Annotated in this window: 21 protein-coding genes and 2 riboswitches; of the genes, 8 read left to right on the top strand and 13 right to left on the bottom strand. The window is 73.4% G+C overall.

What is annotated here, in order from left to right; translation table 11 throughout:
* Window positions 1-25 precede the first annotated feature (25 nt).
* Window positions 26-949 carry a phosphoribosylaminoimidazolesuccinocarboxamide synthase gene (locus tag HGK68_RS14180; protein ID WP_169166545.1) on the top strand — a complete coding sequence of 308 codons (924 nt, stop codon included), beginning with the start codon at window positions 26-28 and terminating at the stop codon, window positions 947-949.
* Between the two features lie 7 nt (window positions 950-956).
* Here the strand turns inward: HGK68_RS14180 and HGK68_RS14175 are convergent, their stop codons facing one another.
* The 3 genes from HGK68_RS14175 to HGK68_RS14165 all read right to left on the bottom strand — a co-directional run bounded on the left by HGK68_RS14175 (window position 957) and on the right by HGK68_RS14165 (window position 3,742).
* Entirely contained in the window at window positions 957-1,793 is an 837-nt protein-coding gene (locus HGK68_RS14175) for an anti-sigma factor (RefSeq protein WP_169166544.1), read from the bottom strand.
* Window positions 1,790-2,353, bottom strand: coding sequence for an ECF RNA polymerase sigma factor SigK (gene sigK / locus HGK68_RS14170; RefSeq protein ID WP_169166543.1), 564 nt, complete (start codon window positions 2,351-2,353; stop codon window positions 1,790-1,792). The genes HGK68_RS14175 and sigK overlap by 4 nt, the downstream gene beginning before the upstream one ends.
* 84 nt (window positions 2,354-2,437) lie before the next feature.
* Window positions 2,438-3,742 carry a hypothetical protein gene (locus tag HGK68_RS14165; RefSeq protein WP_169166542.1) on the bottom strand — a complete coding sequence of 435 codons (1,305 nt, stop codon included), beginning with the start codon at window positions 3,740-3,742 and terminating at the stop codon, window positions 2,438-2,440.
* Between the two features lie 439 nt (window positions 3,743-4,181).
* Between HGK68_RS14165 and HGK68_RS14160 the strand changes: the two genes are divergently transcribed.
* The 4 genes from HGK68_RS14160 (at window position 4,182) to HGK68_RS14145 (ending at window position 6,448) form a co-directional block, all read left to right on the top strand.
* On the top strand, window positions 4,182-4,616 hold the full coding sequence (locus tag HGK68_RS14160) for a hypothetical protein (protein ID WP_169166541.1): 435 nt from the start codon (window positions 4,182-4,184) through the stop codon (window positions 4,614-4,616).
* A gap of 62 nt (window positions 4,617-4,678) precedes the next feature.
* Window positions 4,679-4,966 (top strand): phosphoribosylformylglycinamidine synthase subunit PurS, encoded by a 288-nt coding sequence (purS, locus tag HGK68_RS14155; protein WP_169166540.1) that lies wholly within the window; start codon window positions 4,679-4,681, stop codon window positions 4,964-4,966.
* Window positions 4,966-5,637, top strand: a complete 672-nt coding sequence (gene purQ / locus HGK68_RS14150; protein WP_169166539.1) for a phosphoribosylformylglycinamidine synthase subunit PurQ — start codon at window positions 4,966-4,968, stop codon at window positions 5,635-5,637. The genes purS and purQ overlap by 1 nt, the downstream gene beginning before the upstream one ends.
* Before the next feature lie 274 nt (window positions 5,638-5,911).
* Window positions 5,912-6,448 (top strand): hypothetical protein, encoded by a 537-nt coding sequence (locus HGK68_RS14145; RefSeq protein ID WP_169166538.1) that lies wholly within the window; start codon window positions 5,912-5,914, stop codon window positions 6,446-6,448.
* 135 nt (window positions 6,449-6,583) lie between these two features.
* On the opposite strand, the gene HGK68_RS14140 is transcribed toward HGK68_RS14145, so the two are convergent.
* From HGK68_RS14140 to HGK68_RS14130, 3 genes are read right to left on the bottom strand one after another with little or no spacing between them, the layout of a single operon-like run.
* A complete protein-coding gene (locus tag HGK68_RS14140) occupies window positions 6,584-7,804 on the bottom strand; it encodes an O-succinylhomoserine sulfhydrylase (protein ID WP_246260399.1) in 1,221 nt (406 codons plus the stop codon).
* Entirely contained in the window at window positions 7,801-8,208 is a 408-nt protein-coding gene (locus HGK68_RS14135) for a rhodanese-like domain-containing protein (RefSeq protein WP_169166537.1), read from the bottom strand. The genes HGK68_RS14140 and HGK68_RS14135 overlap by 4 nt, the downstream gene beginning before the upstream one ends.
* Complete coding sequence (locus tag HGK68_RS14130; protein WP_169166536.1) at window positions 8,205-8,402, bottom strand: DUF1737 domain-containing protein; 198 nt, start codon at window positions 8,400-8,402, stop codon at window positions 8,205-8,207. The genes HGK68_RS14135 and HGK68_RS14130 overlap by 4 nt, the downstream gene beginning before the upstream one ends.
* A 4-nt stretch (window positions 8,403-8,406) precedes the next feature.
* A riboswitch (SAM riboswitch) is annotated at window positions 8,407-8,500 on the bottom strand.
* Window positions 8,501-8,597: 97 nt separating this feature from the next.
* Window positions 8,598-8,713: riboswitch (SAM riboswitch) on the top strand.
* Between the two features lie 44 nt (window positions 8,714-8,757).
* Between HGK68_RS14130 and HGK68_RS14125 the strand changes: the two genes are divergently transcribed.
* A complete protein-coding gene (locus tag HGK68_RS14125) occupies window positions 8,758-10,119 on the top strand; it encodes an aminotransferase class V-fold PLP-dependent enzyme (protein ID WP_169166535.1) in 1,362 nt (453 codons plus the stop codon).
* A gap of 45 nt (window positions 10,120-10,164) precedes the next feature.
* On the opposite strand, the gene HGK68_RS14120 is transcribed toward HGK68_RS14125, so the two are convergent.
* The 7 genes from HGK68_RS14120 to HGK68_RS14090 all read right to left on the bottom strand — a co-directional run bounded on the left by HGK68_RS14120 (window position 10,165) and on the right by HGK68_RS14090 (window position 17,522).
* The gene (locus HGK68_RS14120) at window positions 10,165-10,788 is read right to left on the bottom strand and encodes a pentapeptide repeat-containing protein (RefSeq protein ID WP_169166534.1); all 624 of its coding nucleotides are present in this window, start codon (window positions 10,786-10,788) and stop codon (window positions 10,165-10,167) included.
* Window positions 10,789-10,933: 145 nt separating this feature from the next.
* Window positions 10,934-12,553 (bottom strand): hypothetical protein, encoded by a 1,620-nt coding sequence (locus HGK68_RS15980; protein ID WP_206155758.1) that lies wholly within the window; start codon window positions 12,551-12,553, stop codon window positions 10,934-10,936.
* Between the two features lie 75 nt (window positions 12,554-12,628).
* Window positions 12,629-13,321, bottom strand: a complete 693-nt coding sequence (locus tag HGK68_RS14110; RefSeq protein WP_169164115.1) for a hypothetical protein — start codon at window positions 13,319-13,321, stop codon at window positions 12,629-12,631.
* Window positions 13,322-13,355: 34 nt separating this feature from the next.
* Complete coding sequence (locus HGK68_RS15975; RefSeq protein ID WP_206155757.1) at window positions 13,356-13,913, bottom strand: hypothetical protein; 558 nt, start codon at window positions 13,911-13,913, stop codon at window positions 13,356-13,358.
* Window positions 13,914-13,978: 65 nt separating this feature from the next.
* A complete protein-coding gene (locus HGK68_RS14100) occupies window positions 13,979-14,854 on the bottom strand; it encodes a MaoC/PaaZ C-terminal domain-containing protein (protein WP_169166533.1) in 876 nt (291 codons plus the stop codon).
* Window positions 14,851-16,215: a 3-oxoacyl-ACP reductase gene (locus tag HGK68_RS14095; protein WP_169166532.1), complete on the bottom strand. Its 1,365-nt coding sequence runs from the start codon at window positions 16,213-16,215 to the stop codon at window positions 14,851-14,853. The genes HGK68_RS14100 and HGK68_RS14095 overlap by 4 nt, the downstream gene beginning before the upstream one ends.
* Window positions 16,212-17,522: an acetyl-CoA C-acetyltransferase gene (locus HGK68_RS14090; protein ID WP_343036919.1), complete on the bottom strand. Its 1,311-nt coding sequence runs from the start codon at window positions 17,520-17,522 to the stop codon at window positions 16,212-16,214. The genes HGK68_RS14095 and HGK68_RS14090 overlap by 4 nt, the downstream gene beginning before the upstream one ends.
* Before the next feature lie 96 nt (window positions 17,523-17,618).
* On the opposite strand from HGK68_RS14090, the gene HGK68_RS14085 reads away from it, so the two are divergent.
* Window positions 17,619-18,221 (top strand): TetR/AcrR family transcriptional regulator, encoded by a 603-nt coding sequence (locus HGK68_RS14085; RefSeq protein ID WP_343036918.1) that lies wholly within the window; start codon window positions 17,619-17,621, stop codon window positions 18,219-18,221.
* Window positions 18,222-18,263: 42 nt separating this feature from the next.
* Entirely contained in the window at window positions 18,264-20,351 is a 2,088-nt protein-coding gene (locus HGK68_RS14080; protein WP_169166530.1) for an acyl-CoA dehydrogenase family protein, read from the top strand.
* The last annotated feature ends 69 nt before the right edge of the window (window positions 20,352-20,420 follow it).

The following is a 20,420-nucleotide window of genomic DNA, read 5'->3' as shown; positions in this document are numbered from 1 at the left end:
CGACGTTCTCCGGCAGGATGGTCGTATGACGGCTCCCCTGCTGCCCGGTTGGACCCACACCTACTCCGGCAAGGTCCGCGACCTGTATGTGCCGGACACCACCCAGGAGGCGGGAGCGGCGGTCACCGCGGCACACGGCGACGTGGTGCTGGTGGTCGCCTCGGACCGGGTGAGCGCCTACGACCACGTGCTCAGCCCCGGCATCCCGGGCAAGGGGGTCGTGCTGACCCAGCTGAGCCTGTGGTGGTTCGACCAGCTCGCCGATCTGGTGCCGCACCACGTGGTGAGTGCCGAGGCGCCGGACGTCCCGGCGGAGGTGCTGGGCCGGGCGATGGTCTGTCGACGACTGGAGATGTTCCCGGTGGAGTGCGTCGCCCGGGGCTACCTCACCGGATCCGGGCTGGCCGAGTACCAGGCATCCGGCGTGGTCACCGGGATCGCACTGCCGCCCGGACTGGTCGACGGGTCCCGGCTGCCCGAGCCGATCTTCACCCCGGCGACCAAGGCGGAGCTCGGTGAGCACGACGAGAACGTCACGCTGGGCCAGGTCGCCGAACTGATCGGCGCACCGCGGGCCGCTGAACTGCGCGACCTGACCCTGGCGGTGTACGCCCGGGCCGAGTCGATCGCCCGCGACCGCGGGGTGATCCTGGCCGACACCAAGCTGGAGTTCGGCATCGACCCGACCACCGGTGCGGTCGCGCTGGGCGACGAGGTGCTGACCCCGGACTCCTCCCGGTTCTGGCCCGCCGACCAGTGGCAGCCGGGGCAGGCCCAGCCGAGCTTCGACAAGCAGTTCGTCCGGGACTGGCTCACCTCGGCCGAGTCCGGCTGGGACCGGGGCGGCGATGGCGTGCCGCCGGAGCTGCCGGCCGCGGTGGTCGAGCGCACCCGTGACCGGTACCGGGAGGCCTACCGGCGCCTGACCGGCCACGACCTCACGTTCTGAGGTCGGCTCAGACGGTGGGCGCCAGCACGAGCAGCGGATCGGTGGTCGGTGCCTGCGACCCACCGGTCGGCTCCACGGTCAGCGCCAGCCCATCACCGGCCCGGTAGGCGGTGGTGTCGATCTGGAAGGCGTCGCCGCTGACCCCGGTGGTCGCATCCGGCACCGGCACCCCGTCGCGCATCACCCAGAGCTGGTAGACCTTGCCGTCGCCCGGGTCGGACACCCCCTCGGCGGTGACCAGGGCGGCGTCGGCGGTGACCACCGCGGTGGCGGTGCCGCCGGAGCTGAGGTCGCCGGAGAGCAGCTGCGCGTCGGGGCTGGCCAGCAGGGCGGTGATCCGGTCGGCGCGCGCCTCGGCCTGGACCGCGCGCTGGTGCTGCTGCCAGGCGGACACCGAGGGCAGGGCAATCGCCACCGCGAGCACCGCGGCGACCAGGACCGTGCGCAGACGGCGGCTGAGACCGCGCCGCGACCCGGGGCCGGTGGCGTCGGAGCGTGCGGTGCCGGGCCGGGTGCTGCCGGGCCGGGTCGCGCCGTCGCGGCCACGGGGGGAGCGGGTGCCAGGGGAGGCGGCGGGCAGGTGGGTGGCAGCTGCCTGAGTGGTCGTCGCGTCAGTGCGGATCGCGGCGAGCACGCGGTCGCGGACCTGGGTCGGCGGCGTGACGGCTCGGGCTGCACCGAGCACGGCGGCGGTGGCCAGGAACCCGGCGGCCTCCTCGGCGAGCGCGGGGTCCTCGGCGATGGCACGCTCGACCGCGGCACGCTCGTCGGGGTCGACGGCGTCGATCGCCCAGGCGGCGAGCAGATCGTGCGGGTCGTGGTGGCTCATGCTGTCCTCGGTCATCGGGTCACGCCCAGGCAGTCACGCAGGCGGATCAGTCCGTCGCGGATGCGGCTCTTGATGGTGGGGAGTGCGGCACCCAGGTCCTCGGCCACCTCGCGGTAGCTGAGTCCGCCGTAGTAGGCGAGCGTCACGGATTCGCGCTGGGTGTCGGTGAGGCCGTCCATGCAGTGCCGGAGACGTTCGGCCTCCAGCCGGCCCTCGACCTGCTCGCTGACGTGGTCGTAGTCGATCGGTCGATCCCGGTCCAGTGCGGCCTGATCGCGGGTGCGCTGGGACTGGACGGAACGGACCCGGTCGATCGCCCGGCGGTGCGCCATGGTGGTGGCCCAGGTGCGGGGCGAGCCGAGACGTCGGTCGTAGCGGTCGGCGGTGCGCCAGATCTCCACCATGACCTCCTGGGTCACCTCGGCGGCGTGGTCCGGATCGCGGAGCACGGCGAGGGCGGTTCCGTGGACTGCCGGGGCCAGCGCGTCGTACAGCGCGGTGAAGGCGTCCTGGTCACCGGCGGCGACCCGGTCGAGGGTGTCGTCGGCGAGGGTGTGAGGTCCGGGTACGGGCACCGCGACAGTGTCGCAGACACCCGCACCCGGACCCCGGGGTGTGGCGCCGGCCAGCGCGTGGGAGAGGACCGGCGCCACAGCTCGTCAGCCGACCAGGGCCTTCGCGAGCGAGTCGATCGCTCCGGCCAGGGTCGACACGTGCATGCCCAGTCCAGCGGCGATCTCGTCGGCCGGCAGCTCGCCACCGCTGACCTTCTCGAAGAACGCACCGGCCTGCGGGCGGTAGCCGTCCAGGTCCAGCAGCGCCTGCTGGCGGGCGTCCTCGTCCATGGTGGCGTCCGCCACCGCGTAGTCGACGAAGAACCCGATGTGCTGACGCCACAGCTCCAGGAAGGCCGCGCCGTTGTCGGCGCCGGCCAGCGAGGTCACGGCGTCGGAGAGGGCGACCGAGTTGGCGTCCAGGGTGGCCGCGGCCGCGGTGAACGCCGGGGACTCGACCCCGCCGTCGGCGGTGTAGGCGTTGAACACCGCGAAGGCTGCCAGGTAGACGTGCTCCTGCAGCAGCGCGGTCAGGTTCGACCGCAGGGTGGAGGCATCGTCCATCGGGTCGCCGGCCAGGTCGGTGGCCTTCGCGAGTCCGGTGGCGATGGTGCCGGCGTCCATCCCGACGTGCTCGGCGGCAGCGCGCAGGGTGTCGGAGGCGGTCGGGTCACCGGCGGCCAGGGCGTCGATCGCCGCGGACATGGTGGACACGTGCATCCCCAGCGCCTCGGTCACGGCAGCGGCGGGGAGTTCACCGTTGCTGATCTGCTCGAAGAACGCGCCGGCGTCCTGGGTGTACTGGGTCAAGTTGGCCTGGGCGGCGTCGGCGGCCGCCTGGTCACCGGACTTCTTGGCCACCGCGTAGTCGACGAAGTAGCCGACGTGATCGGTCCAGACCTGGTCGAACTGCTGGGCCGCGTCGTCACCGGCCAGGGTGCCGATCGCGTCGGTCAGGTCCTGGGTGTTGCCGTCCAGGGCGGTCTTGGCGGCCGCGAACTCGGCCGAGTCCGGACCGGCGGTGTAGGCGGTGGCCACCCCGATGCCGGTCAGGTAGACGTGCTCCTGGAGCATGGCGGTCAGGTTGGCGCGCAGGGTGGCGGCGTCGGAGTCGACCTCGCCCGCGGTGTCGGTGGCCTTGGCCAGTCCGGTCGCCAGGGTCAGCGCGGTCTCCGGCATGTGGGCCGCCGCGGTCCGGGCGTCGGCGAACGGGTCGCCGGTGCTGACCGGGTCGACGCCGGGGTCGGTGGCCATGTCCATGCTGTTGTGGTCCATGGTGGACGAGCTGGAGGGGCTGCTCGCGCTGGAGTTCATGCCGTCGTCGCCGCCGGAGCAGGCGCCGAGGGTCAGGGTGAGGCCGGTGGCCATGACGGCCACGGCGTAGCCGGTGCCCTTGCTGCGAAGTCGCATCGTCGCTCCTCGAATCGTTCCTCGGATGTCGGTCGAGGAGGGTTCGGAGCGGTCCGGAGAGCGGATGGGTGGCTCAGGACGCGAAGGTCAGGACCCGTTCCGGTTCGTGCTCGGGGGCCGGGCCGCCGACGAAGCAGCGGCACTGGCCGTCGCGATGCACCAGCCCCGCGTGCGGGTGCGCGACGCACGGGGAGGGGACGCCCCTCAGGGGTGCGGTGGTGGACATACCGGTGACCATGGCATTCCCATCGGTCGGCCGATCGGGACCGCTGCGGGCTCCCGCGGGTGAATCCGTGGCATCACGGTGCCAGGGACGGCGCACCGACCCCTCCCGCGGGACGTTCGTCCGCGGCGAGCCGTTTCACCCGGTCCAGGCTGGGTGCTGCCACCCATCGACCCGCCACGCGCGGACGTCGGACTGCCTAGCGTCGAGAGCACTGTGCTGCGCCATCGCCATGACCGGCCCACCGCCCGCCTGATCGCGGGACGGACGGCGGTCGGATTCCATCCCCGTGACGGACGACCCGTCGCGGTCTGGGTGCTGCACCCGACCAGTCAGGAGCCACGGGCGGTCGCGGAGCTGTCCCGGGCGATCGCCGACCTCGGACTGGACGAGTCGGGCGCGCTGCCCACCCTGGATCCGGAGCGCGCCGACGTCACCGCCGCCGACCACTGGGCGACGCTGTGGACCGGCGAGGACGCCTTGGCGGTCGCCCCGCACGACGAGCTCTGGCTGGACGCGGTCCTCGACCGTGGGTGGCTGCTGGTGGTCGCCGGGTGGTCGCTGGACCTGCGGGCACCGGGCAACGACGTGCTGCACCGCTACCTGTCCGGCGACGCACCGGCGGGCCTCGGCATCGTGCGGCTCCCCTAGGGGTCCTGGCGATCGGTATCCTGGCACCGCAACGCTCCACCGCCGCGAACCAGGGAGTACCTGTGGGACGAGTCGTCGTCGATGTGATGCCCAAGCCGGAGATCCTCGACCCGCAGGGCAAGGCGGTGGCAGGTGCACTGCCCCGGCTGGGATTCGGCCAGTTCACCGCCGTCCGACAGGGCAAGCGGTTCGAGCTGGAGGTCGAGGGCCCGGTCACCCCCGAGGTGCTCGCCGCCGCCGCCGAGGCCGCCGAGCAGGTGCTGTCCAACCCGGTGATCGAGGACGTGGTCCGGGTCGCCGACTACGAGGCAGATGCTGCCGGAACGATCGTCTCCGAGGGCCTCGCCTGATGGCGACCATCGGTGTCGTCACCTTCCCCGGCACCCTGGACGACCGGGACGCCGCGCGCGCCGTCCGGCTGGCCGGTGCCGAGCCGGTGTCGCTCTGGCACGCCGACGCGGACCTGCACGGCGTGGACGCGGTCGTGCTGCCGGGTGGCTTCTCCTACGGGGACTACCTGCGGGCCGGGGCGATCAGCCGGTTCGCGCCGGTGATGGGCGAGGTCGTCGAGGCCGCCGGCCGGGGCCTGCCGGTGCTCGGCATCTGCAATGGCTTCCAGGTGCTGACCGAGGCGCACCTGCTGCCCGGGTCGATGATCAAGAACGACCACCTGCACTTCGTCTGCCGGGAGCAAGTGCTGACGGTGGAGAACGCCGACACCGCCTGGACCCGGGAGTACACCGCGGGGGAGCGGATCACCATCCCGCTCAAGAACCAGGACGGCCAGTACGTCGCCGACGAGCGCACCCTGGACGAGCTGGAGGGCGAGGGCCGCGTGGTGTTCCGCTACGCCGACCACAACCCGAACGGCTCGCGCCGCGGGATCGCCGGGATCACGAACGCCGCCGGGAACGTGGTCGGTCTGATGCCGCACCCCGAGCACGCGGTCGAGCCGGGCTTCGGTCCGGGCGTCGACGGTCTCCGCTTCTTCACCTCGGTGCTGCGCGCGCTGGTCTCCTGACCCGCCCCGAGCCACCCGCTCGCGACCGCGAAGCCCCGTCATCGAGATGACAGTCGTCGACGCTTGACGGCCGGCCCTGCGGCGTCTTCTGTCATCTCGATGCGGAAGAGCAGGGCAGGTCCGGGATGTGGACGGGTAGTGGTGCGGTGGTCCGGGCCGTGGGTACGGTGCGGGGGTGTTCCTGAGCCGGGTGTGTTGTCGCTGACGCGATGACCCCTGCGCGCGTGCGGCCGGACGGCCCCGTGCGCACCCGCCTCACCCGAGGACACCTCCCATGGCTCAGCCCGTTCTTGACCACATCGCGCTCGCCCCGTCCCGCCCGGCGCTCTCGGTCGTGCCCACCCCGACCCCGACGATCGCCCTGCACGCACCGGCCGGCGCCGGGATCGAACACCGACCGGGCGACAGCGCCGAGCTGCTGATCGCCGCCGCTCGGGCCGACGTGATCCGGTTGGCGTTCTCCGCCGACCTGTCCACTGTCGCCGAGCTGACCTCCTGGGTCGACCTGGCAGCTCAGGGCATCGCCGCGGCCGGTCGGCAGCGGCACCAGGTGACCCTGCTGCTCGACCTGGACGTGGTGCTGGCCGTGGACGAGCGGGCAGCCCGGCGCAAGCGTGCCGACCTGGAGTACCTGGACGCGCTCACCGGCCTGACCTGGTCACCGGCCGCGACCCGCGTCGTCACCACCGCCGATCTGCTGCTGGCCGAGCTGCGCGAGCTGGCGGAGCGGACGGGGGTGGACGGCCTGGTGCTGCACCCGCTGACCGAGGGTGCCTGGGTGGAGACGGAGCTGCGCCGACTGGTCGCGTGATCTGCGCGGTCGCAGAGTCGAGCCGGGGTCGACCAGGCCGACGCAGGGGCATGCGGCTTCCGGGCCGCGGGTCGAGGGCGCACCCAGGTCCCCGGCCGGTCGGTAGGTGCCCTGCGCACCCAGGTCCCCGGCCGGTCAGTCGTCGAGCGCCTGGGCCAGGTCGTCGATCAGGTCCTGCGGGTCCTCCAACCCGACCGACAGTCGGATGGTGGACTCCCCGATCCCGACCGCCGCTCGTCCGGCGGCGCCGAGCTTGCGATGGGTGGTGGTCGCCGGATGCGTGACCATCGACTTCGCGTCACCGAGGTTGTTCGAGATGTCGATCACCCGGAGCCGGTCCAGCACCCGGAACGTCGACTCCTTCGATTCCTGGTGCAGGGTGAAGGTCGCCACGGTGCCGCCGCCGTCCTGCTGGGTCAGCGCCAGGGCGTGCTGCGGGTGCGAGGGCAGATAGGGGTAGCGGACCTGGGCCACCGCCGGGTGCTGTTCCAGCCAGGTGGCGACGGTCAGCGCGGAGGCGGTCTGGTGCCGCACCCGCAGGGACAGCGTCTCCAGGCCCTTGAGCAGCACCCAGGCGTTGAACGGGCTGAGCGACGGCCCGGTGTTGCGGATCAGGGTCTGCACCGGCCCGTGCACGAAGTCGTCGCTGCCCAGGATCGCGCCGCCGAGCACCCGGCCTTGCCCGTCGATGTGCTTGGTCGCCGAGTAGACGACCACATCCGCGCCGAACAGCAGCGGCCGGGACAGCACCGGGGTGGCGAACACGTTGTCGACCACCACGACCGCACCGGCGGCGTGGGCCAGCGCACTGACCCGGGCGATGTCCACCAGGTCCTGCATCGGATTGGACGGCGTCTCGAAGAACACCACGTCAGCCGGGGTGGCGAGCGCCTGTTCCCACTGCTCCGGCACGTGGCCGTCGACGTAGTCGGTGCGCACGCCCCACTTCGCGAGGATCTCGTCGAAGATCACCACCGACGACCCGAACAGCGCCCGGGCGGCCACGATCCGGGAACCGCTGCCGACCAGGGCCGCGAGCGCCGTGAACACCGCGCTCATCCCGGAGGCGGTGGCGTAGCAGGCCTCGGCACCCTCGATCAGGCGCAGACGTTCCTCGAAGGTGCTCACCGTCGGGTTGCCGTAGCGGGAGTACAGGAAGCGATCCGACTCCCCGGCGAAGGCCGCCTCGGCATCGGCGGCGCGGTCGTAGACGTAGCCCTGGGTCAGGAACAGCGCCTCGGAGGTCTCGTGGAAGCCGCTCCGCACCGTGCCGCCCCGCACCGCCAGGGTGTCCGGCCGCAGGGTGTCCCGGGGGAGGGTGCCGTCCTGCCAGTCGCCGGGCCCCGCCGCCGTCACAGCGACCGCCAGGGCAGGCCTTCGGCCCGCCAGCCCCAGTGTCCGCGGGCCCCGTCCGGCCCGACATCGCCCTCGAAGCCGGTCAGCACGTTGTACGACGGACCGATCCCGGCGGCGGTGGCGGTGGTCGCCGCGGCGACGGAGCGCACGCCGGATCGGCAGAGGAAGACCACCGGACGGCCGTCGGTGACACCCAGCTCCGCCAGCTGCGCCAGGAAGTCGGGGTTCGGTCGACCCTGTCCGTCGACCCACTCCACGAAGCCCACCCGACCGTCCAGGTCGGGCACGCCGATGCTGCGCCACTCGCCCTCGGTGCGGACGTCGACCAGCAGGGCTGTCGGGTCGTCGGCGAGCAGCTCCCAGGTCTGCTGGGGGGTCAGATCACCCGCGTATCCGGCGCTCACAGCGGACGCACCGTCGGCTCGGGGGCGGTCGGCAGGATCACTGCCTGCGCGACGATCACCCGGTCGCCGTCGTAGGTCGCGGTCGGGCTGCCGTACAGCTGATAGCCCTCGGCCAGCGCGGCGCTGACCCGCTCGCAGAACGACCGGTCGTCCGGTCCGGTGAGCAGGCGGTAGGGCAGGGGTGCTTCGGTCATCGCTCCTCCATCGGTCCTGGCGGTAGCACCCTGGGCCGGTGTGGCCTGGGTTGCTGCGGCGTCGTCGAGCCAGATCTCTCGGCCGCTCTGGATGGTGTGCGGCGACCATAGTCAGCCGGGGCCGTCGATGCCAGGACCGACCGCACTGTGAGCAGCTCTTGACGGATCCCGAACCGCCGGTTCATCGTGGGCGCAGGTCATGAGTGCCAGCGCGTAGCCCCGGCTTGCTGGCCGGCAACCCTCCCTCCGCGGCGGGGTGCCCCGGGTGACGACCTGGCCCAGCACCGTCCGGTGCTGAGCAAGCGCGGGGTCCGCCGGGTCATGTCGGCGACCCTCCACCTGTCGGAGGTCCACCATGTCCACACCCACCCTGAACCGGGTCGACGTCCTGCTGCCGGTGGTCGGGGGTGACACCCCGGTCCCGCTGGTCGACGGCCGCACCGTGCCGTACGCCAACCTCGACTACGCGGCGTCCGCCCCCGCTCTGGAGTCGGTGGCCGCCCGGGTGACCGAGGTGCTGCCGCTGTACGCCTCGGTGCACCGCGGTGCCGGGTACCTGTCCCAGGTGTCCACCGCGCTGTACGAGACGTCGCGGCAGACGATCGCCCGGTTCGTCGGCGCCCGGGACGAGGACGTGGCGGTGATCGTGCGGAACACCACCGACGCGCTCAACCTGCTGGCCGGGTGCGTGCCGGGCGCGGTGCTGGTCCTGGACTGCGAGCACCACGCCAACCTGCTGCCCTGGGTGCAGACGACCGGCGGCGACGACCGGCGCGCGACGGTGCTGACCAGCGGCCCGACCGCCGCCGCCACGCTCGAGCTGCTGCGGGAGGAACTGGCCCGCACCCCCTACGCGCTGGTCACCGTCACGGGTGCGTCGAACGTCACCGGGGAGAGCCTGCCGCTGGCCGAGCTGGTCGCGCTCACCCATGAGGCCGGGGCGCGTCTGCTGATCGACGGCGCGCAGCTCGTCCCGCACCGTCCGTTCTCCCTCGTCGACTCCGGCGTCGACTACGTGGCGTTCTCCGGTCACAAGACCTACGCCCCCTTCGGCGCCGGTGCGCTGGTCGGTCGCCGGGACTGGCTGGACCAGGGCAGGCCGTACCTGGCCGGGGGCGGCGCCGTCCGGGACGTGCGCACCGACCGCACACTGTGGCAGCCCGCCCCGGCGCGGCACGAGGCGGGGTCGCCGAATGTGCTCGGTGCGGTGGCGCTGGCCGCCGCCTGCGAGGAACTGGCCGCGCTGCCGGCCGGGGCGCTGGTCGCCCACGAGCACGCGCTGCGCGAGCGGCTGACCGACGGGCTGTCGGGGATCGCGGGGGTCCGGGTGCTGCGGCTGTGGCCCGACTCCGTTGACCCGGTGGGGGTCGTCTCCTTCACTGTCGGGGAGGACGATCCGGGACTGGTGGCGGCCTACCTGTCCGCCGAGTGGGGAATCGGCGTGCGGGACGGCCGGTTCTGCGCACACCCCCTGCTGGCTCGGCTCGGCGTCACCGGCGGTGCGCTGCGGGCATCCGTCGGGGTCGGCACCCCGGTGGAGGCGGTGGACCGGCTGATCGACGCCCTGCACGCCTGGACCACCGAGGGACCGCGGGCCAGGTACGCCGTGGTGGACGGCTGCTGGGCGGTGGAGGACGACCCGCGACCCGGGGTGCACGGGATCGACGCGCTCGCGGCCACCGCCGCCGCGGGGTGCGGGCCGGTGGTGGAGGACTAGCGCACGACGCGCTGCTGGTGGTCGGACCGGCGGGCTCGGGTGGGCCTAGCGATCCACCACGACTCCGAGGTGGTCGGCCAGCGCTCCGGCCAGGTCGTACAACTGCTCGGGGCTGATCGTCGCCCCCCGCAGTCCGGCGGTGCCGTCGAGCGCCTGCAGCTCCGCGCCGCGCAGGTCGGCGTCCCGCAGCTGTGCCCGGGTGACGTCCAGCCGACGGACCTGACATCCCTCGGTGCGCAGCGCGCGCACGGTCGCCCCGGCCAGGTCGAGGTCGCCGATCGTGCAGTCGACCAACCGCAGCTCGCGCACCGTGGCGTCCCGGAGATTGAGGTAGTCGATCTTGCCGCCGCGGATCGTCACCCGGTCCCACGCCGATCCGAAGACCTCCAGCGCGCCGAACCGGCACCCCTCGACCGTCACGTCCCGCCAGGTGGCCGAGCGTGCACGGACCGTCCCGGCCCGGCACTCGGTCAGGGTGGTGTCGATCAGGTGGGCGTGGTCCAGGATCGCCCCGTCGAGGTCGCAGCCCCGCAGCAGACACTCGACCAGCCGGGCGCCTTCGCCGTCGGCGCCGACCAGGTCAGCACCGTCCAGCAGCATCCGATCCAGGTCGGCCTCCGGCTCCAGGGAGCCGAACCAGGGGTCGAGTGCATCCGTCGGAGTGGCCATGCCGCTCACTGTGGCACGGCGCGCCCACACCCGGTGGTGCTCGACCCCCTGACGAGCGCCACCGGGTGGGGCATGCGTCCCGCGGTCCTGGCCACGGGAGTCGTGGGTGGTCGGCCGACCGAGGGTGTCGGTCGGCCGACCACGGTCACCGGAGGGAGGCGCTGCCCGTCCGACGCAGCAGCACGCCGGACGCCAGCAGTGCCAGGGCGAGCAGCGCCATCGGCACGTCGTGCCCGCCGGTGGTGGCGAGGGCGGCGGGTCGCATCGCCTCCGAAGCCAGCAGCGCCGAGCTGATCGCGTCGGCACCCAGGGTCGAGGTCAGCCCGCCAGTGCTGACGGTGCTGACAGTGCTGACGGTGCTGACGGTGGGGTCGACCGCACCGTCGACGCCGCCGCCGGTGACGACGGTGGGGTCGGTGCCCGGAGTGGTCGGGTCGGTGCCCGGCTCGCCGCCGGGGGCGGTCGGGTCGTCCTCGCCCGGGGTGCCGCCGTCACCGGGGGTCGTCGGGGTGCCACCACCGGGGGTCGGCGACGAACCGACCTCGGTGATCGTGCCGTCCCCGAGGACGCCGACCGCGATCGTGCCCAGCTCCACCGGCACGGTCACCGGCAGGTCGATCACACCGGTGCCGGTGGTGGGCGCCGGGGCGCCCTGCTGCTGCCCGCCGGTCGAGGTGATCGTCCCGTCGCCGAGGACACCGACGGCGAGGGTGCCGACGGTGACCGGTGCGGTGATCGGGGCGCTCACCGCCGCGTCGTCCGAGGACGGCGCGGGGGTGCTGGTGGCGGGCTGGGAGGTCCCGGTGGAGGTGATGGTGCCGTCACCGAGGATGCCGACCGCCACCGTGCTGAGGTTCACCGGAGCGGTGATCGGCGCGGCGACCGCGGGGTTGTCGGAGTTGTCGGTGGGGCTGGCCGCAGGAGTGGTCGGTGCGGATGCCTCCGGGCCGGTGATGGTCCCGCTGCCGAGGACTCCGGCGGCGATCCCGGAGACCTGCACCGGGGCAGTCACGGGTGCCGACACCACTCCCTCACCGGTGGGCGTCGCGGGTGCGCCCTGTCCGGCGTCAGTCGAGGTGATCGTGCCGTCGCCCAGGACTCCCGCGGCCACGCCGGAGACGGTCACCGGCGCGGTGATCGGTGCGGCGACCAGGGTGCCGTCCGCGTTGGTGTCGCCGGCGGGATCGGTGGCGACCTCCGGCGTGGAGCCTTCGGTCGCGGTGATGGTGCCCTCGCCGAGCACCCCCGCGGCGATGCCCGAGACGTTCACCGGCACCGTGACCGGTGCGGAGACCAGGGTCTCGTCGCTGCCGGTCGGCTCGGCCGGTGCTGCCGGTGCTGCCGGTGCTGCCGGTGCTGCTGGTGCTGGGTCGGCGGGCGCGGTGACCGTGCTGTCGCCGAGGACCCCGACCGCGACATCGGAGACGGTGACCGGGACGCTCACCGGGACCTGCACCAGGGGTGCGGGCTCGGCCGCGGGTGCGGGAGCCGGTGCTGCCGGTGCCGGAGCCGGAGTGGCGGGGGCTGCCGGAGCCGTGGTGGCGCCGTCCCCGCCGATGCCGACCGCGACGTCGGTGACGGTGATCGGCACGTCGACCGGGACGTCCAGGATCGGGGTGTCGCCGATGCCGACGGCGAGGTCGACGGAGATGCCGGTGGTCGGGTCGGTGTCGCCGGGGTCTGCCTGAGCGACTGCCGTGCCGACGGCGATCAGGCCGCCGGTCAGGAGCGCCGTGTGCAGCGCTCGCCGGATGATGGTGTGCATGGTCGTGCCCTTCGTCTGAGTCGGATGCCCGAGGACGGGCGGGTGGCGGATGCCGCGCTGCGGCGGCCGCCGGACTCAGGCGGGGGAGTTCGGGATGTCGAGGAACGGCGCGGCAGCCAGGCTGCGGTGCGCCTCGGTGAGGACGGGACGGCCCAGCGGGATGCTGCTCGACGCCGAGGTGAGCTCGGCGGAGTCGGTGCCACGCTGGGTGCTGGTGGAGCCGGAGCCGGTGGACGCGGTGCCCTCCGGGGCGGCCGGGACGGTCGGGGCACCGGAGTCGTCGGTGCTGACGGCGGCGGGCGGCGCGGTCCGGGGCTCGACCACGGGCGTCACCGCCGTGCGCGGACCGACCGCGGGCGCGGTGCGTGCGGGGGCGTGGTCGGCGAAGGTTGCGGGCTCACTCGGCGGCAGCATCGACGCGACGGTGGGCTGTGCGGCGGGACCGGTGCTGTGCGGGTCAGGCGTCGTGGTCGGCGGGGCCGGGGATGGGGCCACGGGGTGCTCACGCGGGGGGAGCACCGGGTCGAGGGGCGGGAGCACCGGTTCCAGCGGGGTGAGCACCGGATCGAGCGGAGTCACCACCGGATCCAGAGCGCCCAGCACCGGATCGAGGGCGCCCAGCACCGGGTCCAGGGTGGCGGTCACCGGGCGCAGGACGGGCGTCAGCGGGTCGAGCACCGGGCCGAGGATCGTGGTCAGCGGCGGGGCGAGCGACTCGGTGAGCGGGGCCAGCGCGTCCGCCACCGGGGTGAGGATCGGTGTGGTCACCGGAGCGAGAGCGTCGGCGACCGGGTGCAGGAGGTCATCCGCGATCGGGTCGAGCGGGGAGGTCGGGTCCGGCGCCCCGGGAGTCGTCTCCGGCACCGCTCCCTGCTGCGGGGCAGCGGTGTCCGCGGCGGGCATCGCGGCCGTACCGCCGACCGGGGGTGCCGCCGGGCTGGGTGCCGCGGGAGGAACTGGTGCCGCTGGTGCGGGAGCCGGGCTGGCCGGAGCCGGAGTGGCCGGGGCCGGAATGGGAGCCGGGGTGGCCGGAGCCGGGCTGGCCGGGACCGGAGCTGCGGGGGCTGCCCGGGGCGGGAGCCGGGGCTGCCGGGGCGGGGGACACGGGAGCGGGCGGGGCGGGAGCCGGTGCCGCCGGCGCTTGCGCCCCGGTCACCGTCCCCACCACCGAGCCCAGCGCGTCGCCGACCGGCGTCAGCACCGTGGACAGCACGCCGCCGGCGGGCGGTTCCGGCTCGTCGGCCCGGGCGGAGCCGGGGCCGAACACCAGCGCGCCGATCATGATCCCGGCCGCGCCGATCAGGGTGAGCAGCGCACGGCGCAACCACGGGTGGTACCCGGTCGCTCGTGTCGCTCTCATCGATGCCCCCTGCATGAAGTCAGCTACCTCACGGTGTGCCGCACCTCACAGGCTCGCAACTCGACTCACTCGGATGGCAGAGCGTCCACCCGTCCGTGCAGGTGCAGCTTCCCCCGGTTGGCGTCCCACACGGTGTAGCCGTAACCGGTCTGGTCCCGGTGGATCGCCACCGTGGGGTTGCTCGGCAGCAGGACGGGTGCGGCGAACTCGACGGTCCAGCTGAACGCCTCACCCCGGGCCGACCCGACGGTGGCGAGGGCGCGGGCGGCGGTGTCCATCCCGTGGGCGATGGCGCGGGGGAAGCCGAAGGCCTTGGCGCTCAGTGCGGAGAGGTGGATCGGGTTGGCGTCACCGGAGACGGCGGCGTACCGGCGGCCACGGTCGGCCGGGTACCGCCAGCGGGCTGTCGGGGTCGGGGGATGGAAGTCGGCGCGATCGGGGCGCGGGGGCACGTCGGCATCCGGTAGGTGGACGCCCGGTGCCAGGTAGGTCGACACCCCTCGCCAGGCCGGGTCCGCGGCGCCCGGGTCGGTCACGCTGTGCACCGTCGTCACCAGGTCGACCTGGGTCCCCCGGTGGTGCGCGCGCAGGTCCACCGCCCGCGCCCGCACCTCCAGCGTCTCGCCGAGCTGCACCGCCCGCCGCTGGGTCACCCGGTTGGCGAGGTGCACCATGCCGAGCAGTCGCAGCGGGAAGTCCGGCCGGGCCATCAGGGCGGTGGCGACCGGAAAGGCCAGCACGTGCACGAACCCGGCGGGCAGCTGGTCGGCGGCCGGCTCGCCGAGCAGGTGCTGGTAGGCGGTGAGTCGGTCCGGGTCGGCCAGGACCCCGGTGACCCGGTACTCGACGTCGGGCAGCGCCGTGCCACCAGCACGCCGGGTGGCACCCCGGGCATAGAGCCCGGCCAGGCCCGGCACGGCAGGCAGGGTGACGACGGTCATCGGCCGACCATCGCCTGACCGCAGACCCGCAGCACCTGGCCGACCACACCACCGGCGGCCGGGGAGGCGAGGAACGCGACCGCCTCGGCGACATCCACCGGCTGCCCGCCCTGCTGCAACGACGACAGGCGCCGGGCGATCTGCCGGGTCAGCGGCGGCATCTTCGCGGTCATCTCGGTCTCGATGAACCCGGGGGCGACGGCATTTGCCGTGCCACCGAACGGGGCGAGCAACGGAGCGGTGGCCCGCACCATGCCGATCACCCCGCCCTTGGAGGCCGCGTAGTTGGTCTGGCCCCGGTTACCGGCGATGCCGGAGGTGGAGGCCAGGGAGACGATCCGGGGCGCGTCGGTGAGGTCGCCGCTGGTCAGCAGGGCCTCGTTGATCCGCAGCTGCGCGGCGATGTTCACCGCCAGCACCGACTCCCAGCGGTCGGGGGTCATGTTGGCGAGCAGCTTGTCCCGGGTGATCCCGGCGTTGTGCACCACGATGTCGAGGCGGCCGTGCCGTTCCAGGGCGTGCCGAAGGATGCGGTCACCCGCGTCGTCGGCGGTGACGTCCAGCTGCAGGGCGGTGCCCCGCACCCGGTTCGCCACCGTGGTCAGCGCCTCGCCCGCGGCCGGGACGTCGACCGCGATGACGGTGGCGCCGTCCCGGGCCAGGGTCCGGGTGATCGACTCGCCGATCCCGCGGGCGGCACCGGTCACCACGGCGACCCGTCCGGCGAGCGGGCGGTCCCAGTCGTCGGGCAGCGATCCGGCCTCGGAGTCGATGGCGAGCAGCTGGCCGTCGACGTAGGCCGAGCGGCTGGACAGCAGGAAGCGCAGCCCGCCGAGCACCGCGGGTGCGGTGACCGGCACCCCGTCGGCAACCACGAGGCCGTTGCCGGTGGCACCGCCGCGCAGTTCCTTGGCGAGCGAGCGCAGCACGCCGTCGATGCCCTGGCGGGCGGCGGCGAGGGCGGGTGCCTGGTCGTCCGTGGCGGGTCGAGAGACGGTGACGACCCGGCCGTGTCGGGCCAGGGTCCTCAGCACCGGCGCCAGGGTGAGCAGCGGGCCCGCCAGGTCCTGGGGGTGCTCGACCTCGGTGAGTACCAGGACGGCTGCGGCGAACCGGGTGCCGTCGTCCGGGTGGCGGCGCACGTCCAGGTCCCAGCCCGCGCGCTCGGTGGAGGTGCCGGAGAGGTAGCGCGCCAGTTCGTCGGCGTCCTCGCCCGCGCCGAGCACCAGCACCGGTCCGTCGAGCAGTGCGTCCCCCGGTCGGAACCGGCGCAGCGGGGTGGGCCGGGGCAGCCCGAGCTTCGTGGCGAGCGTGCCGGTGATGCCCTCGTTCACCAGGCTCAGGTACGTGTCAGTGCTCATGCCGACTCCAGGATCGCTGCGACGCCCAGTCCGCCGGCTGCGCAGACCGAGATGAGCGCCCGCGCCGTGCGGCCGGTCTCGGCCTTGCGGCGGGCCAGCTCCTTGGCGACGGTGGCGACGATCCGGCCACCGGTGGCGGCGAACGGGTGCCCGGCGGCGAGGGACGACCCGTGCACGTTGAGCTTCGACCGGTCGACGGTGCCGAGCACGTCGTCCAGACCGAGCCGGTTCACGCAGAACTCCTTGTCCGACCAGGCGGCCAGGGTGCTGGCGACGGTGGCGGCGAAGGCCTCGTGGATCTCGATCAGGTCCAGGTCGTCCAGGGTGAGTCCCTGCCGCGCGAGCAGGCGTGGCACCGCATAGGCGGGGGCCATCAGCAGCCCGTCCTCGCCGTGCACGAAGTCGACCGCGGCGGTCTCGGCGTCGACCACCACCGCCAGCGGCGTGAGTCCGTGCCGCGCCGCCCAGTCGTCGCTGCCGAGCAGGACGGTGGAGGCGCCGTCGGTCAACGGCGTGGAGTTCCCGGCGGTCATCGTGGCGGGGGTGTCGAGCCGGGTGCCGAACACCGGCTTGAGCTTGCCGAGCTTCTCCATCGACGTGTCGGGGCGCAGGTTCTGGTCCCGGGTCAGTCCTCGGTAGCCGGTGACCAGGTCGTCGAAGAACCCGGCCTCCCAGGCGGCGGCGAGTCGCTGGTGGCTGGCCAGGGCGATCTCGTCCTGCTGCTCACGGGTGATGCCCCACTGCGCGGTGGTCAACGCCTGGTGCTCGCCCATGGACAGGCCGGTGCGCGGTTCGGCGACGCCGGGGAAGGACGGGGTGAGGTCGCCGGGCCGGAAGGCGCTCGCGGCCTTGAGTCGTTGTTGGAGGGTCTTGGCCCGGTTCAGCGCGAGCAGGGTGTGCCGTAGTCCTTCGCTGACGGTGACCGGCACGTCGGAGGAGGAATCGACCCCACCGGCGACGGCCGACTCGATCTGGCCGAGCCGGATCTTGTTGGACACCGCGATCACGGCCTCCAACCCGGTGGCGCAGGCCTGTTGCAGGTCGTAGGCCGGGGTCTGGGCGGACAGCGGTGAGCCGAGCACCGACTCCCGGATCAGGTTGAAGTCGCGGCTGTGCTTGATCACCGCGCCGCCGACCACCTCGCCGAGGCGCTCGCCCTGCAACCCGAAGCGGGCGACCAGGCCATTGAGGGCTGCGGTGAACATGTCCTGATTGCTGGACCGGGCGTAGGCGCCACCGGCCCGGGCGAACGGAATCCGGTTGCCGCCCAGGATCACTGCCCGGGTGGTCTGCGACTTCTCTGGCATGGAACTGCTCCGCATCGTCGTCGATGTGCCTGGAACCGGGACGTTAGCCCCTTGAACCGATGTCCGAAACTCAGAGTACCTGATACCGTGCGTTCCGTGAGTTCGATCAGCCAGACCGCCGACGGTCGCTCCACCCGGTGGGACGACCACCGCGAGGCGCGCCGCACCGAGCTGGCCCGCGCCGCCCGCAAGGTGGTGCACCACCACGGTCCGGACGTCTCGATGGACGACATCGCCGCCGCCGCCGGGACCTCCAAGTCGATCGTCTACCGCTACTTCGTCGACAAGACCGGTGTGCAGCTGGCCGTGGCCGAGGAGGTCGTCGCCGACATCCGGGCCGCGCTGGTCGACGCCGCGCAGACCGCCGACGGTCCGCGCGCCGCGCTCCGGGCGATGGTTGGCACCTACCTGGCGATGATCGAGTCCTCGCCGAGCGTCTACACCTTCGTCACCCGGGACGGGTCGTCGGAGCATGTGGTCGACTCGATCACCGACCTGATCACCGCGGCCGGGGGCGGCAACCGGCTGTGGGCGGCCGGAGCGGTCGGATTCGTGCGCGGGACCGCCGAACTCTGGCTGCGCACCGAGCCCCGCGAGGACCCGGACCAGCTCGCCGACCAGATCACCCGCTGGCTGTGGACCGGCCCGGTCGCGCAGCTCGGTCGGGAGAGCCATCCTCAGCCCACTACCCCGCAGTAACCCACCACGCGTCAACGACGACGCCCACCCAGGGGAGCACGCATGACCACCACCGCACCGGTGTCGACCGACCCGACCCGCACACTGCGTCCCACCGGCACCGGCCAGCACACCGAGGCCGCAGAGCCGCGCATCGACGTCGCCGCACTGACCGACGTGCTGCTCGGCCGGTACGCGGACCTGCGCCGGGACGCCCGCGACCTGCTCACCCAGGAGCGGTTCTGGCGGATCGAGGGCCAGTCGGTCCCCGAGCACCGCGCCCGGGTGCTGGACCAGCTGCGGACGCTGGCCCGGGAGGGCAATGTGCACCGGGCGTTCCCGGAGCGCTTCGGGGGTGCGGAGGACCACGGCGGGTCGCTGGCCCGGTTCGAGGAACTGGTCACCGCCGACCCGTCGTTGCAGATCAAGGCCGGGGTGCAGTGGGGCCTGTACGCCTCGGCGATCCTGCACCTGGGCACCACCGAGCACCACGACCGCCTGCTGCCGGACGCGCTCAGCGTCGACGTGCCCGGCGCGTTCGCGATGACCGAGACCGGCCACGGGTCGGATGTCGCCAGCGTCGCCACCACCGCGACCTACGACCCGGCCACCGAGGAATTCGTCATCCACACCCCGTTCCGGGCCGCGTGGAAGGACTACCTGGGCAACGCCGGCCAGCACGGCACCGCGGCGGTGGTCTTCGCGCAGTTGATCACGGACGGGATCAACCACGGGGTGCACGCCTTCCACCTGCCGATCCGGGACGCCGCGACCGGTGAGTTCCTGCCCGGGATCGGCGGCGAGGACGACGGCCTCAAGGGCGGCCTGAACGGCATCGACAACGGCCGCCTCTGGTTCGACCACGTGCGGGTGCCGCGCCGTGACCTGCTCGACCGTTACGGCCAGGTCGCCGCCGATGGGACCTACACCTCGCCGATCGCCAGCCCCGGCCGCCGGTTCTTCACCATGCTCGGCACCCTGGTCCAGGGCCGGGTGTCGCTGGACGGTGCGGCGGTGAACGCGGCCCGGATCGGCCTGCAGATCGCCGTCACCTACGGCAACCAGCGCCGTCAGTTCCCCGGGGCGAAGGCCACCGACGAGGTGGTGCTGCTCGACTACGGCCAGCACCGCCGTCGACTGCTGCCGCTGATCGCCGAGACCTACGCCGCCGGGTTCGCGCACGAGCACCTGTTGGCGGCCTTCGACGACGTGTTCTCCGGGCGCAACGACACCGACGACGGCCGGGAGGAGCTGGAGACGCTGGCCGCCGCGCTCAAGCCGACCTCGACCTGGTTCGCCCTGGACACCCTGCAGGCATGCCGCGAGGCCTGTGGTGGCTCCGGGTTCCTGACCCAGAACCGGCTCACCTCGCTGCGCGCCGACCTGGACGTGTACGTCACCTTCGAGGGCGACAACACCGTGCTCTACCAGCTGGTGGGCAAGCGGCTGCTGACCAACTACGCGCGCACGGTCGGCGGTGACCCCGCGGTGATCGCCCGCCTGATGGCCGAGAAGGTCACCGACGCCGCCCTGCACCGGATGCCCCTGGCCCGGGCCGTGCAGACCCTGGTCGACGCCGGGGACGCGCGCCGCTCCGCCGGTCAGCTCCGCGACCCGCACACCCAGCGCGCCCTGCTGGCCGACCGGGCGCACACCATGATCGCCGAACTCGCCCAGGCGCTCCGCCCGGCCCGCCGCGCCGCCCCCGAGGTCGCCGCCGCCCTGTTCGACGCCCACCAGCACGAGATGATCGAAGCGGCCCGGGCGCACGCCGAACTCCTCTACTGGGAGGCGTTCACCCGCGGTCTGGACCAGGTCACCGACGCCGACACCCGGCAGGTGCTGACCTGGCTGCGCGACCTCTACGGCCTCACCGTGATCGAACGGCACCTGGCCTGGTACCTGCTGAACGGCCGACTCTCCGCCGGTCGTGCCCGGACCGTCACCTCCTACATCGAGCGGCTGCTGCTCCGGCTCCGGCCGCACGCCCAGGACCTGGTGGACGCCTTCGGGTACCGACCCGAGCACGTCCGCGCAGAGATCGCCTCCGGCGCGGAGGCGGCCCGCCAGGACGAGGCGCGGGCGTGGCAGCGGGCCCAGCGGGCATCGGGGGAGGCGCCGATCCCGGAGCCGAAGCCGAAGCGGGGATGACGCGACGGGGTGGCACTGCCCCAGTGGCAGGCCCGCCACCCCGCGCCTAGCGTCGAACTGGGTCGAGAC

The organism is Cellulomonas taurus (assembly GCF_012931845.1).
Lineage (GTDB): Bacteria > Actinomycetota > Actinomycetes > Actinomycetales > Cellulomonadaceae > Cellulomonas > Cellulomonas taurus.
This window is presented reverse-complemented; position numbering and strand designations above follow the sequence as displayed.